Genomic DNA, 14,954 nt, shown 5'->3' on the forward strand with positions numbered 1-14,954 from the left:
GGAATTCAGGAGCAGTGCGGAAAACGCGGATCAATCAGCAGGCGTGAGTTCTACGCAGCCGGTGCGTGTCATGTCAACCACATTGGCATTACGGACAATCGGTGAACCATCACCAGACAACAGCGCAACCCGGCGGGCGTTTTGATCCGGTTTCTTCTCGCCCTGGTGAACGGAGTCCGAGGTGTTGTATAACCGGCCGGATTTGAAGATCGCCTGATGCGCTGAACTGCGCACATGGGGTGGGGGAGATGAAGAACGAAAGAACGAAGGACGACGGGGAGAACGCGGGCTCGGGGGAAGGCTCGGGGGAAGCGGAGAACGCGGGCCTGGGGGAAGCCGTCGTTCCCGAGGACCCCGACGATCCGGCGGTGGTCGGCGAGATCCCGGACCGGCGCGTGGTGGCCATCGGCACGGCGCTGCTCGGCATCTGCGCCGCCTTCGCCGCGTACGGCTTCCTCGGCGACGACGACCCGGAGCGGCGCTCCGTGCCCACCGCCTCCGTGACGTACCGCGTCACCGGCACGGGCACCGCGGCCGTCTCGTATCTGGCGAGGAGCGAGGCAGGCGGCGCCACCGTCGAGAAGGGCGTCGACCTTCCGTGGCACAGGACGGTGCGCGTGCCGCTCGGCAAGGACCCGGCCGTCAGCATCCAGCTCGGCAAGCGGGGCGGCGAGGCGAGCTGCACGCTCTCGATCCGCGGCGAGCACCAGCGCCGCGCCACCGCGTCGGGCTCCTACGGACGGGCCACATGTACGGCAGAACTACCGGCGGAACGACCGAACGAACGACCGGCCGAACGGGGCTGATTTTCTCCACCAGAATTCAAGGGATCGTATGTCGGCGCGACGCTACCGTTCACTTCTCGCCACGCCGCTCTCGGCATTGGCGGAAATCCTGCCCCGCAGAGAACCAGCAGAGAACCGCAGAGAACCCGCAGAGAAATGGAAAACCCATGCTCAGATCCACGTTCAGCCGCATAGCCGTCGTCGGTGCCGCCGCCGCCACCCTGTTCGCCGTCTCGTCGGGCCCGGCCCTGGCCGACGCCCAGACCAGCGACAAGACCATCACGCTTCCCAATGGCCGCGGCTACATGAAGTTCCACGACGACGGGGACGTCTTCGAGATCTGTGACACGAAGGCCGACGGAAACGGCGTCACCGGCACGCTCAAGAAGCAGTACGTGGCCGGAAACATCGCCACGATGTGGACCGACGGTGACGGCGGCGACAACGGCTGCGACAAGCACCCCTACAACGTCGGCAACGACGGCTGGTACCAGATGACGCTGAAGTGGAACGGCGGCGGCGCCACCGTCACCTCCGAGTGGTTCAACGAGTAGGACCGACCGGCCACCGTCAGCCGCGCCCGCTCCGTCAGCCCCGCCCCCGCGCCCGGCGCGACACCACAGCCCGCAGCACCCGCCGCCCCTCCATGGAGACGTCGAGGGCCTGCCGCAGGCCGCCCGCCGGGCCCGCGCCCTTGTTGGAGAGGAGCTCCAGGATCCGTACCTGGCGGCGGAGTTCGGCGGCGACCAGCGGCGTCATGCCGTCCGTGCGGCCCTCGCGGCGCGCCGCCACCGAGCGGCCGCCGCCGACGGGCGCGGTGTCCAGGAGCCGGTGCACCTGGAGCGCGGCGACGGAGCAGCCGTCCGCCCACTCCCGCACCTCGGCGCCCCCGTACGCGCCCGGGACCGCGTCGAGCATCCGCCGGGCGAGCGCCGCCGCCTCGCCGGACACCGCACCGCCCCGGCCGGGCTTCCCCGCGGCGCCGTCGAGCGCCGAGCGCGCGTCGGCCAGCGGCCCGCCCCAGTCGCCGCCCTCCGCCAGCCTCGCCCAGAGCGGGCGCAGCAGGTCGTCGTCGCCGCCGAGTACCGGGACGCACCGGTCGAGGCAGGCGAGCCCGCTCGCCGCCAGGCCTCTCTCGTCGGCCTGCGCGATCAGCTCCACCAGGCTCATGCTCTATGTCTCCCGTCCCGGACCCTGCACTGCCCCTTACTGCGTGCACCGACCCGGGAACGTCACTGCGGGACCACTCCGAGGCGGTCGAGGAGCCGGAAGAAGAGCTCTTCCGCGGACGGCTGCGCGTCCGCGTTCAACACGTCGAGCAGCGGCTTCGCGGACACCGTACGGCCCGACTCGGCCGCCCAGGCCACCGCGCGCTGCGCGGCGTCGCGCGGCTCCAGGAAGTAGTCCTCGACGGTCAGTTCGGTGTCGCCGAGGTACTCGGCCATCGCGGCGCGCGCCAGGCAGGTGGTCCATGCCCCGCTCCTGGGGGCCGCCGCCTCGACGACCACGCAGTCGCTGTCCATCACATAGCCGAAGAGTGCGGGCGCGCCCGTCTCGCGGGCGAGCGTGTTCATGTTCCCGACGTCGCGCGTGCCGTCACCGCCGGGCACCTCCCACACCTGCCAGCCGTCGGGCCGCCGGTCCAGGAGGCTCAGTTCGTCCCGTACGGCCGCCACCGCCGCGAGCTCGGCGAGCGGCTGCTCGCTCCTGCCGACGACGTAGTACCCCCAGTAGCCCATGCCCCGCTCCCCGTTGTGCTCCTGCCGCGCTCCCAGGCCGAATACACCACATACATCGGTGGGTTCGCCACCAAGAGGCCGAATTCACGGGGCCGCGAGCGGCCCCGACCTGGCCTTGTGGTCCTGAAGGCGCGTGAGGCGGTGCACGAAGACGAGGGCGAGGACGGCCGAGGCGATGTCGAGCACGTCGGAGAACATGAGGTTCCCGACGGCCGCCTTGATCTCGTCGGGCTCCTCCGCCCGCCAGTACGACTGCGTGGACCAGCGCCCGGCGAGGAGGTTCGCCACCCACAGCGTCCACCAGGTGTTGAGGAGCCGGTGCGAGGTGCTCCCCGCCGACGCCGGGTCGCCGCTCGCGTCCCGGATGCTCGCGTCCCGGATGCTCGCGTCCCAGATGTCGAGGGCGATCCGCCGCGGGAACCAGAGGTTCACGACGGGCACGAACCAGGCCCCCACGGTCCAGCCGCGCGCCTTGCGGTGCTGGTGCGGCGCGAACACCTCGGCGTTGACCCGCACCCGGTGGAACCAGACGAGGAAGCCGACGCAGGTCGCGATCAGCGCCCCTGTCTGCAGGAAGCCGGATGCCGCGTACAGCGAGTCGGCCCGCTCGGCGTCCTGCTGGACACCGGCCCCGTAGCTTCCCGCGAGCAGGTCCGCCATCACCTCCCGCATGACGGTGCCCACCCACAGCGAGTACAGGTCGGCGGCGATGACGACACCGAGCAGTGCCATGACCGCCCGGCTGAGACCGACGGGTGAGCGCAGCCAGGCGGGCGGCCCGGCCGGGACGAGGTGATGCGGTGGCAGTTCCTGGGACAGCATGGTCGGGCGACCCCCCACGGGCGATTCACGAGCGTATGGAGCCGCCCGCGTCCCTCCCCCAGGGCGGCGTCGGCGGCTACCGGAAGGTATCAGCGAGTTTCACGAAGTCGTGCCAGGCCAGGGAGGGCTTCCTGGGGTCCCAGAGCTTCTGGGCGGTGGCCCGCAGCGGCAGCCGGATGCCCGCGGCCACCTGCTGCTGGCTCTGCGCCCCCGCGAGATCGCCCCAGACCGCGAACGTGCCGCCGAGGATCTGGTCGTCGTACCGCTCGCTCACCGGCTCGGTGCCGCGGACGACCAGCGGGGTCCAGCTCTCGTAGATCCGCCGGCCGGTCGGATAGCGGAAGTCGTTGGGCTGGCCGAGGACGTAGTAGAGGTACTCGTCGTTGTAGTTGGTGAGCTTGCGGCCGGCCTTCAGATATTCGACGGGGTCGCGGGCGCCGATCTCCTTGCCCGTCCAGTAGGCGACCTCCAGATCGTCGGCCGCATCGGCGCTGCCGCCCCGGAAGAACCCGTCGTTCCAGGCCTTCAGCTTCTTGTCGGCACGGCGCACGGTGGCGGCCCGGTCGTTGAGCCAGCCCGTCGCCAGGTCCTGGACGCGGGCGTCGGCGCCGTAGCGCTCGCGGGCGGCGGCGGCCAGCTGCGGGAAGGAGGACTCGGGGTCCTTGACGGTGAGGGCCTGGTATTCGTCGGCGCCGAGGTGCCAGAAGCCGCCGGGGAACAGCTCGGCGTACTCCTTGAGCAGGTCGTCGACGATCCGGGCCGCCTCGGGCTTCGCTATGTCGACGGCGCCCTGCGTGGCGACGCCGCGCGTGTCGCGGAGCTGGAGGGCGGGGTGCTGCTTGATGACCGCGCCGAGGTGCCCCGGCGAGTCGATCTCGGGCACGACGGTGATGTGCCTGCTCTCCGCCAGCTTCAGGAGGGAGCGGACCTGGTCCTTGGTGAGGTGGTCGGAGGAGACGATCTCGGGGTGCGAGTCCGACGCGATGCGGAAGGCCTGGTCGTCGGAGAAGTGCAAGCCGAGCTGGTTGTACTTGAGGTCGCCGAGGTCGCGTATGCGGTCCTCGATCCATTGCGCGTCGAAGTGCTTGCGGGCTATGTCGATCATGAATCCGCGCTGCGGCTTCGCCGGGCGGTCCCGCACCTCGCCCTCGGGAGCGGTCCTGCCGCCGCTCACCTCCTGCTTGAGGGTGCGGGTCCCGTAGAAGACGCCCGCCTGGGCGGGTGCGGCTATGCGGACCTGCTCGCCCTTCACCCTCAGGCTGTACGACTCCGCGCCGCCGTCCTTCTCGTCCTTCTCGTCCTTCTCGTCCTTCTCGTCCTTCTCGTCCTTCTCGTCCGTGAGCGCCAGCTCCACGTCGCCCTTGCGGGGACGCGCGTCTCCCCCGTACTTCAGCTTCAGCTCACCGGCGAGCAGCCGCGCCTCGTCCGCCAGGCCGTCGTCGCGGACGACGACACGCCCCTTTCCCTCGGCGGGGCGCCATCCCGGGCCGCGGGCGGCGGTGTGCTCGCGCACGGCGGGGATGGTGGCGGGGGCCTTGGAGAGCGCGTAGCTCTTGGTGGGGCTCGCCGTGGGCGGTGCGGATCGCGCGGACGGGGGCGTCGCCTTCGCGGAGCCGTCGCCGTCGCCGCCGGGCCAGAGCCCCACGGCAAGGACCGCGGCCCCCACGACGGCGACGCCGCCCGCGGCGGCCACGGGGCCGCGCTTCACCGCTCGTCCCGTATCGCGGGGCGAGCCGCGTCTGACATCGAATCCGGAGCCAGAATCAGAGCCATGCCGCCACGCTACGACGCGTTCTCGCGGGCGGCTCGTCCACAGAACGCGGCCAAACTCTCCCATTCGAGTGAAATTCGCTCAGCCGTCGCCCGGCTTCCGGCCCGCTCTCGATAGCGTTGCGCCACCCCCACACCGCTGTGCCCCGCCCTTACCGCCCCCTGCCAGGAGCGCACGCTGTCCCCGCACCGTTCCCCTCGTCCCGCCGGTCGCGCCACGCCCGTGCCGCACCGGCTGAACGCCGCCACGCCGGACGCGGCCGAAGCCGCCCTGCTCACCTGCTGCGGCAGCCGACGCTGGGCCCGCCGCGTCGCCGCCCACCGGCCCTATCCCGACCTCGACGCGCTGCTCGCGGCGTCCGACGAGGCGGCGTACGACCTGTCGCCCGGCGATCTGATCGAGGCGCTGGCCTGCGAACCCCTTGATCCCTTCGTGCCGCGGCAGAGCGCCTCGCACGCCACCCGCACCGCCGCCCAGACGGCCCTGCGCGCCGCCCACGCCGCGTACGAGAGCCGCTTCGGCCACACCTTCGTGATCTGCCTCGACGACGTCGCGCCGGACGAGGCCCTCGACCAGCTGCTCTCCGGCATCCGGTCACGCCTCGGCAACGATCCCGAGGACGAGCGCGCCCTCTCGGCCGAGGAACTGCGCCGACTCGCCCGGGGCCGCCTCGCCAGGCTCACCCTGTGTCAGGCCGCGGAAGACGCCGGAGACGCGGCGGGACACGCCGCAGGGGAGAGTCGACCGCAATCGCGCCCCGATAGCCCGTACGTGCCTGTTTGATTGCCTGTTTGATCACACCTGCGGACCCGGGGCAGGGACACCGACAACTCGTCGATACGATGACGAGCGGCCGGTGGACCGTACCCGGCCGGGCCCGTCCGACCACCCAAGCCGGCTGGCCCCAATCCCCGCTCCCGGAGGGTTCTGCCGTGCCGGCTGGAACGCTGTACCGCGGCCGGGAAGGAATGTGGTCCTGGGTGGCTCACCGAGTCACCGGCGTCCTCATCTTCTTCTTCCTGTTCGTGCATGTGCTGGACACCGCTCTCGTCCGCGTCTCCCCGGAGGCGTACGACGATGTCGTCAGCACCTACAAGACACCCCTCGTCGGACTCCTCGAGTACGGCCTGGTCGCCGCCATCCTCTTCCACGCGCTGAACGGCCTGCGCGTCATCGCCGTCGACTTCTGGTCGAAGGGTCCCCGCTACCAGAAGCAGATGCTCTGGACCGTCGTCGGCATCTGGGTCGTCCTGATGGTCGGGGCGCTCTACCCCGTTCTCGGCCACGCCGTCCGCGAAGTCTTCGGGAGCTGACGCCAGACATGACTGCTGACACCACGCTTGAGAAGTCCGGTACGCCGGGAGTCGGTCCCGTCGAGGGCGCGTCCCTCTACGACTCCGACAACCCGGCCCCGGTCATCGAGGCGCCGCGCAAGCGCACCTCCAAGACCCCGCGCTCGACCCGCGGCAACTTCGAGATGGCCGCATGGCTCTTCATGCGCCTGTCCGGTGTCGTCCTCGTCGTCCTCGTCCTCGGCCACCTGCTGATCCAGCTGGTGCTCGACGGCGGTGTCTCGAAGATCGGCTTCGCGTTCGTCGCCGGTCGCTGGGCCTCGCCGTTCTGGCAGGTCTGGGACCTGCTGATGCTGTGGCTCGCGATGCTGCACGGCGCCAACGGCCTGCGCACGGTCATCAACGACTACGCGGAGCGCCCCAACACGCGTCTGTGGCTCAAGGGCCTGCTGTACACCGCCACGGTGTTCACCATCCTTCTGGGCACGCTGGTGATCTTCACCTTCGACCCGAACATCCGCTAAAGCCGAGGCGACTTCCGTGAAGATTCACAAGTACGACACCGTCATCGTCGGTGCGGGCGGCGCCGGCATGCGCGCCGCCATCGAGGCGACGAAGCGCAGCCGCACCGCCGTGCTCACCAAGCTCTACCCCACGCGTTCCCACACGGGCGCCGCGCAGGGCGGCATGGCCGCCGCGCTCGCCAACGTGGAGGAGGACAACTGGGAGTGGCACACCTTCGACACGATCAAGGGCGGTGACTACCTGGTCGACCAGGATGCCGCCGAGATCCTCGCGAAGGAGGCCATCGACGCGGTCCTCGACCTGGAGAAGATGGGCCTGCCGTTCAACCGCACCCCGGACGGCACCATCGACCAGCGTCGCTTCGGCGGCCACACCCGTAACCACGGCGAGGCCGCCGTGCGCCGGTCCTGCTACGCCGCGGACCGCACCGGCCACATGATCCTCCAGACCCTCTACCAGAACTGCGTCAAGGAGGGTGTGGAGTTCTTCAACGAGTTCTACGTCCTCGACCAGCTCATCGTCGAGGTGGACGGGGTCAAGCGGAGCGCGGGCGTCGTCGCGTACGAGCTGGCGACCGGCGAGATCCACATCTTCCAGGCGAAGTCCGTGATCTACGCGTCCGGCGGCACCGGCAAGTTCTTCAAGGTGACCTCGAACGCACACACGCTCACCGGTGACGGCCAGGCGGCCTGCTACCGGCGCGGCCTGCCGCTGGAGGACATGGAGTTCTTCCAGTTCCACCCGACCGGCATCTGGCGCATGGGCATCCTTCTCACGGAGGGCGCCCGCGGTGAGGGCGGCATCCTCCGCAACAAGGACGGCGAGCGCTTCATGGAGAAGTACGCGCCGGTCATGAAGGACCTCGCGTCCCGTGACGTCGTCTCGCGCTCCATCTACACGGAGATCCGTGAGGGCCGCGGCTGCGGTCCCGAGGGCGACCACGTCTACCTCGACCTCACGCACCTCCCGCCGGAGCAGCTGGACGCCAAGCTGCCCGACATCACCGAGTTCGCGCGTACGTACCTCGGCATCGAGCCCTACACGGACCCGATCCCGATCCAGCCGACCGCGCACTACGCCATGGGCGGCATCCCGACGAACGTCGAGGGCGAGGTCCTCGCGGACAACTCGACCGTCGTCCCGGGCCTGTACGCAGCCGGCGAGGTCGCCTGCGTCTCCGTGCACGGCGCCAACCGCCTCGGCACCAACTCGCTCCTGGACATCAACGTCTTCGGGCGCCGCGCGGGCATCGCCGCCGCCGAGTACGCCGAGAAGAACGACTTCGTCGAGCTTCCGGAGAACCCGGAGGAGCTGGTCGTCTCCCTCGTGGAGCAGCTGCGCGACGCCAAGGGCAACGAGCGGGTCGCCGTGCTCCGCAACGAGCTGCAGGAGACCATGGACGCCAACGTCATGGTGTTCCGCACGGAGCAGACGATCAAGACGGCCGTGGAGAAGATCGCCGAACTCCGCGTCCGCTACAAGAACGTCTCGATCCAGGACAAGGGCAGGCGCTTCAACACCGACCTCCTGGAGGCCATCGAGCTGGGCAACCTGCTCGACCTGGCCGAGGTCATGGCGCAGTCCGCGCTCGCCCGCAAGGAGTCCCGCGGCGGTCACTACCGCGAGGACTTCCCCACCCGCGACGACGTCAACTTCATGCGCCACACCATGGCGTACCGCGAGGTCGGCGACGACGGCACGGAGACGATCCGTCTCGACTACAAGCCGGTCGTCCAGACCCGCTACCAGCCGATGGAGCGTAAGTACTGATGGCTACCCCGACCCTCGACAAGGAAGACGCCAAGCCCGAGGCGGGCTTCGCCGACTCCCCTTACATCACGATCACCCTGCGGATCCGCCGCTTCAACCCCGAGGTCTCCGCGGACGCCACGTGGGAAGACTTCGAGCTGGAGATCGACCCGAAGGAGCGTGTCCTCGACGCCCTCCACAAGGTCAAGTGGGAGCTCGACGGCACGCTGACGTTCCGTCGCTCCTGCGCGCACGGCATCTGCGGCTCGGACGCCATGCGGATCAACGGCAAGAACCGTCTCGCCTGCAAGACCCTGATCAAGGACATCAACCCGGCCAAGCCGATCTCGGTCGAGCCGATCAAGGGTCTGACGGTCCTGAAGGACCTGGTCGTCGACATGGACCCGTTCTTCCAGGCGTACCGCGACGTCATGCCGTTCCTGGTCACCAAGGGCAATGAGCCGACGCGCGAGCGTCTGCAGAGCGCCGAGGACCGCGAGCGCTTCGACGACACGACCAAGTGCATCCTGTGCGCCGCGTGCACGTCGTCGTGCCCGGTGTTCTGGAACGACGGCCAGTACTTCGGCCCGGCCGCGATCGTGAACGCGCACCGCTTCATCTTCGACAGCCGTGACGAGGCGGGCGAGCAGCGCCTGGAGATCCTCAACGACAAGGACGGCGTGTGGCGTTGCCGCACGACGTTCAACTGCACGGACGCGTGCCCGCGTGGCATCGAGGTCACGAAGGCGATCCAGGAGGTCAAGCGCGCGCTGATCACGCGTCGCTTCTGATCCCGCGTCGCTTCTGATCACGCCGTACGTACGAGTCCACGGGCCCCGCTCCTTTCGAGGAGCGGGGCCCGTCGGCGTCAGGGGAGGTATGCGGCCCGGCGCGCCTGCGCCCGCGCCGCGGCCACCGGCCTACCCTGACGGAATGTCAGACAACCAGTCGGTCGGCCTGTCCGCTGACCAGTCCACCGCACTGCTCGACGACCCGTCCGAGGCGCTGCTCGGCTTCGACAACGTGCTGTTCCCCGTCGGCGACCTCGGCGAGGCCGTCGGGTTCTACGAACGGGCGGGCTTCCCGGTCGCGTTCCGGCTCGACGAGATCGGCCTCGCCATCCTGAAGGTGGGCGAGGAGACGCCGGGCCTGCTCCTTCGCGTGGAGGACGGCATCGTGCCGCGTACGCCGCCGTGGCCATCGCCGCGCATCTGGCTGGAGGTCCGCGACGCCCGCGCGAAGGGGCGGGCCCTGGCTGCCGCGGGGGTCCCGCTCCTCGCCGAGCCGTTCTCCGTGGCCACCGGGTGGACCGTGGAGATCGCCGACGCCTGGGGGAACGTCGTCGGTTTCACGGACTACCTCAAGCGGCCGGAGCTGGCGCGGAAGTCCTGAGAGAAGGGCCCCGGGCCCGGTCGGTACGGCGGCTCCGCGCGTTCATCCCCGTACCAGCGCCCACACCGTCTTGCCGTACCGGCCGCGGCGCCATACACCCCACGCCTCCGCGACGGTGTCGAGGAGCCGCAGGCCGCGGCCGCTCTCGTCGTCCCAGGTGCCGGACGTGCGCGGTACGGGCTCCGCCGGGCTGTCGTCGGAGACCTCGATGAAGCAGGAGCCGTCGGCGAGCACCGTCACCGCGACCTCGAACTCCCGCTCGACGACGACTCCGTGCAGGACCGCGTTGGTCGCAAGCTCCGACACGAGCAGCACGGTGTCGTCGAACGCGCCCCGGTCCGCCGTGTGCCCCCAGGCGGCCAGATGTTCCCGCACTCGCGTCCTGGCAAGCGACACCGACGCGGGGTGCGGCGGCAGCCTGAAGGCATCGCGTCTCGACAACCCTGCTCCCCCTCCGGTTCGTGACGCGTGACACTCCATGCTGCACAGAGGAATTACACGGTGTCACTGCGGCACCTCGGAGCCCGCCCTTATCTGGCGATATCTGGCTGGTTCCCTCCGGCTCAGCGGCGGATGAGGCCGAGTCCGGTGGCGGCGGCCACGGCGGCGGTGCGGGAGTCGACGTCGAGCTTGGCGTAGATGCGGGCCAGATGGGACTTGACGGTGCCCTCGGTGAGGTGGAGCCGGTGGCCGACGGTCTGGTTCGAAAGGCCCTCGGCGACCAGGGCGAGGACTTCGGTCTCGCGCCGGGTCAGGGCGGTGGCAGGGGTGCGGAGCCGGTGCATGAGGCGGTCCGCGACGGTGGGCGCCAGAGTGGTGCGGCCTGCCGCGGCGGTACGTACGGCGGCGGCCAGGTCCTCGGGCGGGGCGTCCTTGAGGAGGTAGCCGGTGGCGCCCGCCTCGATGGCGGGCAGGGTGTCGGCGTCGGAGTCGTACGTGGTGACGATCAGTACGCGCGGCGCGCCCGGCCGGGCCGTGATCCGCGCGGTGGCCTCGGCGCCGCCCATCCCCTTGCCGAACCGCAGGTCCATCAGGACGACGTCGATGTCCCCCAGGGCGGCCCGGGTGATCGCCTCCTCGGCGGTGGCGGCCTCGGCCACCACCGTGAGGCCGGGCTCGGTCTCCAGCACCGCCCGCAGCCCGGCCCGCACCACCGGATGGTCGTCGGCCAGGAGCAGTCGGACAGGGCTTTCGCTCACCGGTGGGCCTCGGATTCGCTGTCGGCGGGCGGGGGCGGGGGCAGGAGCGGGGGCAGGGGGAGTCGGGCGGTCAGGGTGGTGCCCTTGCCGGGCGCGGATTCGACGGTGAGGGTGCCGCCGAGCGCGTGGGTGCGGGCGCGCATCGCGGCCAGGCCGAAGCCGCCGCTCCCGGGGTCGGGCGCGGGCAGCCGGTCGGGGTCGAAGCCGGTGCCGTCGTCGACGACGTCGAGGGTGACGTGGCCGCCGAGGTGGCTGAGGCTGATCTCGACGGTCCCGGCGTCGGCGTGCCGGACGGTGTTGGCGACCGCGGACTGGGCGATGCGCAGCAGGGCGACCTCGTACGCGGTGGGCAGCGGTGCCGGGTCGCCGGTGGCGTGGAAGCGGGCGGTGATCCTGTGCCGGGCCGACGTGGTGGCGCAGAGCCGCTCAAGGGCTCCGGCCAGGGTGGCGCCCTCCAGGTCGGGCGGGGTGAGGGCCGCGACGAACCGGCGGGCCTCGGCCAGGTTGTCCACGGCCGCCTGACGGGCCTGGCCGACGTGGTGGGCCGCGGTCTCCGGCGCGTTGGGCAGGGCCCGTTCGGCGGCGCGCAGCAGCAACTGGATGCTGGAGAGCCCCTGCGCGAGGGTGTCGTGGATCTCGTGGGCCAGCCGCTCGCGCTCGGCGAGCACCCCGGCGGTGTGCTCGGCGCGGGCCAGGTCGGCGCGGGTGGCGGTGAGTTCGTCGATGAGTCTGCGGCGCTGTTCGCTCTCCCGGTACAGGGCCTGGTAGCCCCACACCACCGCGACGGCCACCGCGGCGCCAAGGGCAGGGCCGATGGCCATGGCGACGCTGAAGGAGCCCGCGTGGGCGGCGTACGCGGTGATCGCGGCGAGGGCGGTCGCGGCCACGGCGGCGAGGCCCGCGCGGCGCGTCAGGAGGTGGAGCTGGAGGAAGTACAGCGGGAAGGCGACCCAGACCCCGTCACCGGTCAGGACCAGCAGTCCCAGCCAGCAGACGCCGAGAGCGGCCAGCCACCAAGCGGCGGCGGGTCGGGAGCTGCGGACGCGCGGCAGGAGCGGCCCCGCCGCGTACACCGCGGCGCACACCGCCGCCGCGGCGGCGGTCAGCGGGGCGTGCGGCCTTCCGTCGAGCACGGCACGGACCGCGGCAAGGGCGAGCAGGCCGCCGGTCAGCAGGTGCAGGCACCAGGCCAGGGGCCGGGTGGTCGGGGTCAGGGCGGGAGCGGGGGAGTTCACAGTCCTCCCAGCCTAGGGACCGAGAACCCCGTCGGCCTCCATCGAAAGTTACAACCCGCGCGCCGCCTTTCGACCCGCGAAGTGCCGTCCCAGGCCAGATGCCGGGAGAGGGGGACGGCGGCGACGGTGGGGACGTACTGCTTCCCCTACGGGAAATCCCCCTACGGGAAAGGGGAGTACCGCTTCCCTACCGGAAAGGCCTGACTCAGCCGTGTTCATCGCCTGGAGAGATCTGAAGTTCGCCAAGGGCCGCTTCGCCCTGATGGGCGCCGTCATCGTGCTGATCACCCTGCTGGTCGGCCTCCTGTCCGGCCTGACCGCGGGCCTCGGCCGGCAGAACGTCTCCGCCGTCACCGGCCTGCCCGCGGACAGGATCGCCTTCCGTGCGCCCGGCGACGGACAGGACCTGTCGTACGCCGACTCCACCGTCACCCGGCAGCAGTGGCAGCGATGGGCCGCGGCTCCCGGCGTCACCCGCGCCGAGCCCCTGGGGATCACGACCACCAAGGCCACCGCGGACGGCAGGAGCGCCGGAGTCTCCGCCTTCGGGGTGGCGCCCGGCTCCCGCCTCGCCCCGGAGAGCGGGAAGATCGACGACCGGTCGGCGGTGCTTTCCGCCCCGGCCGCCGAAGCGCTCGGCCTCGCCCCCGGCGACCGCTTCGCCCTGGCGGGACGGCAGCTGACGGTGGCCGCCGTCCGGGGCGACGCCTCGTACAGCCACACCCCGGTGATCTGGACCTCGCTGGCCACCTGGCAGAAGGCCGCGCCTCCGGCGACCGCCAGTGACGGACCGACCGCGACGGTGATCGCCCTGACCACCACAGCGGACGCCGACGTGGCGGCCACCGACCGGGCCGCGGGCACCAGGACCGTCGCCAAGGACGACTCCCTGTCCGCGATCGGCTCCTATGCCTCCGAGAACGGCTCCCTGCAACTGATGCGCGGCTTCCTGTTCGCCATCTCCGCCCTGGTCATCGGCGCCTTCTTCACCGTGTGGACCATTCAGCGCAGCGCGGACGTCGCCGTCCTCAAGGCCCTCGGCGCCTCCACCGCGGGCCTCCTCAAGGACGCCCTCGGCCAGGCGGTCGTCCTCCTCGTCGGCGGCACGCTGACCGGCACCGGCATCGCCGCCGCCGTCGGCGCCCTGGTCACCGGCTCCGACGTCCCCTTCCTCCTCACCCCCGCCACCGTCCTGACCCCGGCCGCCGTGCTGGTCGTCCTCGGTGCGCTCGGGGCCGCCCTGTCCATCCGCCGGATCACTTCCGTCGAGCCGCTGACTGCCCTGGGGAGCGCCCGATGAGCCTCAACCTGACCGACGTCACCCTCACTTACCCCGACGGCGACGACGCCCGCCTGACCGCACTGGACCGGGTCACCCTGGACGTGCCCCGGGGCAGCGTCACCGCCGTGGTCGGCCCCTCCGGCTCGGGCAAGTCCAGCCTCCTGGCGGTCGCCGCCACCCTCATCGCCCCGGATTCCGGCACGGTCACCGTCGACGGCACCGACACCACCGGCATGAGCCGCGGCGACCGCACCGAACTGCGCCGTCACAGGATCGGCATCGTCTTCCAGCAGCCCAACCTGCTGCCCTCCCTCACCGCCGCCGAACAGCTCCAGGTCATGGCCCACATCGACGGCCGCAGCCCCGCGCGGGCCCGCACCCGCGCCCTCGAACTCCTCGACGCGGTCGGCCTGGCCGACGTGGCCCGCCGCCGCCCCCACCAGCTCTCCGGCGGCCAGCGCCAGCGCGTCAACATCGCGCGCGCCCTGATGAACGACCCCACCGTCCTCCTGGTCGACGAGCCCACCAGCGCCCTGGACCACGAACGCGGCGCCGCCGTCATCGACCTGCTCACCCGCCTCACCCACCAGCGGTCCACCGCCACCGTCCTGGTCACGCACGACCGCGCCCATCTCACCGCCGTGGACCGGACGGCCGAGGTCCACGACGGGCGGCTCCGGCTGCCCGACGTCAGTCGTTGTTGACGCCGTTGACGCCGTTGACGCCGTTGACGTTCCCCTTGGCCTGGGGGGCGAGCAGCGCGCACGGCTGGGGCTGCGGCGCGGACGGGACGTCCTGGGGGCCGATCTTCACGATGCTGGTGACGTTCGCGACACCTTGGACGTTCGACATGGCGGTCAGGCCGAGGCAGAGCTTGTTCAGCGAGTCCATGAGGAGCGAGAGCTGCGGCGCAAGGCCCCCTTCCGCCTTCGTGGTCCCGAAGACGTCACTCGACACGGGCGGTACGGGATCGATGCCGTCGTCCGCCGTCGCGGGCGCGATGGCCCCCAGGATTCCGGCGGCGGTCAGGCCGAGGACGGTGAGGGTGGTACGGACGCGCATGGGTCTCCTTGGGTCGGTCCTGTTCCCCCCTGCGCCTTCATTCACCCGGCTCGCCTCCGTGACCGCACGCGCTCGACGGCATTTGGCGGTGCGGTGGGCCC

The 14,954-nt window shown here is 71.2% G+C and carries 18 protein-coding genes; 10 read left to right on the forward strand and 8 right to left on the reverse strand.

Annotated features, from left to right (window positions below):
• Window positions 1–248 precede the first annotated feature (248 nt).
• Both ABZ953_RS03890 and ABZ953_RS03895 read left to right on the forward strand, forming a co-directional pair.
• A complete protein-coding gene (locus ABZ953_RS03890) occupies window positions 249–806 on the forward strand; it encodes a hypothetical protein (RefSeq protein WP_361716227.1) in 558 nt (185 codons plus the stop codon).
• Between the two features lie 146 nt (window positions 807–952).
• Window positions 953–1,339 carry a hypothetical protein gene (locus ABZ953_RS03895; protein WP_361716230.1) on the forward strand — a complete coding sequence of 129 codons (387 nt, stop codon included), beginning with the start codon at window positions 953–955 and terminating at the stop codon, window positions 1,337–1,339.
• A gap of 34 nt (window positions 1,340–1,373) precedes the next feature.
• Here ABZ953_RS03895 and ABZ953_RS03900 read toward each other — a convergent pair whose 3' ends face one another.
• The 4 genes from ABZ953_RS03900 to ABZ953_RS03915 form a co-directional block, all read right to left on the reverse strand.
• Window positions 1,374–1,955, reverse strand: coding sequence for a hypothetical protein (locus ABZ953_RS03900; protein WP_361716233.1), 582 nt, complete (start codon window positions 1,953–1,955; stop codon window positions 1,374–1,376).
• Window positions 1,956–2,017: 62 nt separating this feature from the next.
• Complete coding sequence (locus tag ABZ953_RS03905) at window positions 2,018–2,524, reverse strand: hypothetical protein (RefSeq protein WP_361716236.1); 507 nt, start codon at window positions 2,522–2,524, stop codon at window positions 2,018–2,020.
• An 84-nt stretch (window positions 2,525–2,608) separates the two neighbouring features.
• Window positions 2,609–3,346, reverse strand: a complete 738-nt coding sequence (locus ABZ953_RS03910; protein WP_361716239.1) for a DUF4328 domain-containing protein — start codon at window positions 3,344–3,346, stop codon at window positions 2,609–2,611.
• A 76-nt stretch (window positions 3,347–3,422) separates the two neighbouring features.
• Window positions 3,423–5,054 (reverse strand): glycoside hydrolase family 20 protein, encoded by a 1,632-nt coding sequence (locus ABZ953_RS03915; RefSeq protein ID WP_361716242.1) that lies wholly within the window; start codon window positions 5,052–5,054, stop codon window positions 3,423–3,425.
• A gap of 285 nt (window positions 5,055–5,339) precedes the next feature.
• Between ABZ953_RS03915 and ABZ953_RS03920 the strand changes: the two genes are divergently transcribed.
• The 6 genes from ABZ953_RS03920 to ABZ953_RS03945 all read left to right on the forward strand — a co-directional run bounded on the left by ABZ953_RS03920 (window position 5,340) and on the right by ABZ953_RS03945 (window position 10,075).
• The gene (locus tag ABZ953_RS03920; protein ID WP_361716245.1) at window positions 5,340–5,900 is read left to right on the forward strand and encodes a 2-oxo-4-hydroxy-4-carboxy-5-ureidoimidazoline decarboxylase; all 561 of its coding nucleotides are present in this window, start codon (window positions 5,340–5,342) and stop codon (window positions 5,898–5,900) included.
• Between the two features lie 149 nt (window positions 5,901–6,049).
• The gene (sdhC, locus tag ABZ953_RS03925) at window positions 6,050–6,430 is read left to right on the forward strand and encodes a succinate dehydrogenase, cytochrome b556 subunit (protein WP_361716248.1); all 381 of its coding nucleotides are present in this window, start codon (window positions 6,050–6,052) and stop codon (window positions 6,428–6,430) included.
• A gap of 8 nt (window positions 6,431–6,438) precedes the next feature.
• Window positions 6,439–6,933: a succinate dehydrogenase hydrophobic membrane anchor subunit gene (locus ABZ953_RS03930; protein WP_361716250.1), complete on the forward strand. Its 495-nt coding sequence runs from the start codon at window positions 6,439–6,441 to the stop codon at window positions 6,931–6,933.
• A 16-nt stretch (window positions 6,934–6,949) separates the two neighbouring features.
• Complete coding sequence (gene sdhA, locus ABZ953_RS03935) at window positions 6,950–8,704, forward strand: succinate dehydrogenase flavoprotein subunit (RefSeq protein ID WP_361716253.1); 1,755 nt, start codon at window positions 6,950–6,952, stop codon at window positions 8,702–8,704.
• On the forward strand, window positions 8,704–9,474 hold the full coding sequence (locus tag ABZ953_RS03940; RefSeq protein WP_361716256.1) for a succinate dehydrogenase iron-sulfur subunit: 771 nt from the start codon (window positions 8,704–8,706) through the stop codon (window positions 9,472–9,474). The genes sdhA and ABZ953_RS03940 overlap by 1 nt, the downstream gene beginning before the upstream one ends.
• A gap of 190 nt (window positions 9,475–9,664) precedes the next feature.
• Window positions 9,665–10,075, forward strand: coding sequence for a VOC family protein (locus ABZ953_RS03945; RefSeq protein ID WP_361717050.1), 411 nt, complete (start codon window positions 9,665–9,667; stop codon window positions 10,073–10,075).
• 42 nt (window positions 10,076–10,117) lie between these two features.
• Here ABZ953_RS03945 and ABZ953_RS03950 read toward each other — a convergent pair whose 3' ends face one another.
• The 3 genes from ABZ953_RS03950 to ABZ953_RS03960 all read right to left on the reverse strand — a co-directional run bounded on the left by ABZ953_RS03950 (window position 10,118) and on the right by ABZ953_RS03960 (window position 12,509).
• Window positions 10,118–10,516 carry an ATP-binding protein gene (locus ABZ953_RS03950; RefSeq protein WP_361716259.1) on the reverse strand — a complete coding sequence of 133 codons (399 nt, stop codon included), beginning with the start codon at window positions 10,514–10,516 and terminating at the stop codon, window positions 10,118–10,120.
• Window positions 10,517–10,638: 122 nt separating this feature from the next.
• Window positions 10,639–11,274 (reverse strand): response regulator transcription factor, encoded by a 636-nt coding sequence (locus ABZ953_RS03955; protein WP_361716262.1) that lies wholly within the window; start codon window positions 11,272–11,274, stop codon window positions 10,639–10,641.
• Complete coding sequence (locus tag ABZ953_RS03960; RefSeq protein ID WP_361716265.1) at window positions 11,271–12,509, reverse strand: sensor histidine kinase; 1,239 nt, start codon at window positions 12,507–12,509, stop codon at window positions 11,271–11,273. Before ABZ953_RS03960 ends, ABZ953_RS03955 begins: the two co-directional genes overlap by 4 nt.
• Window positions 12,510–12,720: 211 nt before the next feature.
• Here ABZ953_RS03960 and ABZ953_RS03965 point away from each other — a divergent pair, with 211 nt between their 5' ends.
• Both ABZ953_RS03965 and ABZ953_RS03970 read left to right on the forward strand, forming a co-directional pair.
• Window positions 12,721–13,809: an ABC transporter permease gene (locus ABZ953_RS03965; RefSeq protein WP_361716268.1), complete on the forward strand. Its 1,089-nt coding sequence runs from the start codon at window positions 12,721–12,723 to the stop codon at window positions 13,807–13,809.
• The gene (locus ABZ953_RS03970; protein ID WP_361716271.1) at window positions 13,806–14,495 is read left to right on the forward strand and encodes an ABC transporter ATP-binding protein; all 690 of its coding nucleotides are present in this window, start codon (window positions 13,806–13,808) and stop codon (window positions 14,493–14,495) included. Before ABZ953_RS03965 ends, ABZ953_RS03970 begins: the two co-directional genes overlap by 4 nt.
• Here the strand turns inward: ABZ953_RS03970 and ABZ953_RS03975 are convergent.
• Window positions 14,482–14,853 (reverse strand): RdlA protein, encoded by a 372-nt coding sequence (locus ABZ953_RS03975; protein WP_361716274.1) that lies wholly within the window; start codon window positions 14,851–14,853, stop codon window positions 14,482–14,484. The genes ABZ953_RS03970 and ABZ953_RS03975 overlap by 14 nt on opposite strands.
• Window positions 14,854–14,954: the final 101 nt, after the last annotated feature.

The organism is Streptomyces sp. NPDC046465 (assembly GCF_040646035.1).
Taxonomy (GTDB): domain Bacteria; phylum Actinomycetota; class Actinomycetes; order Streptomycetales; family Streptomycetaceae; genus Streptomyces.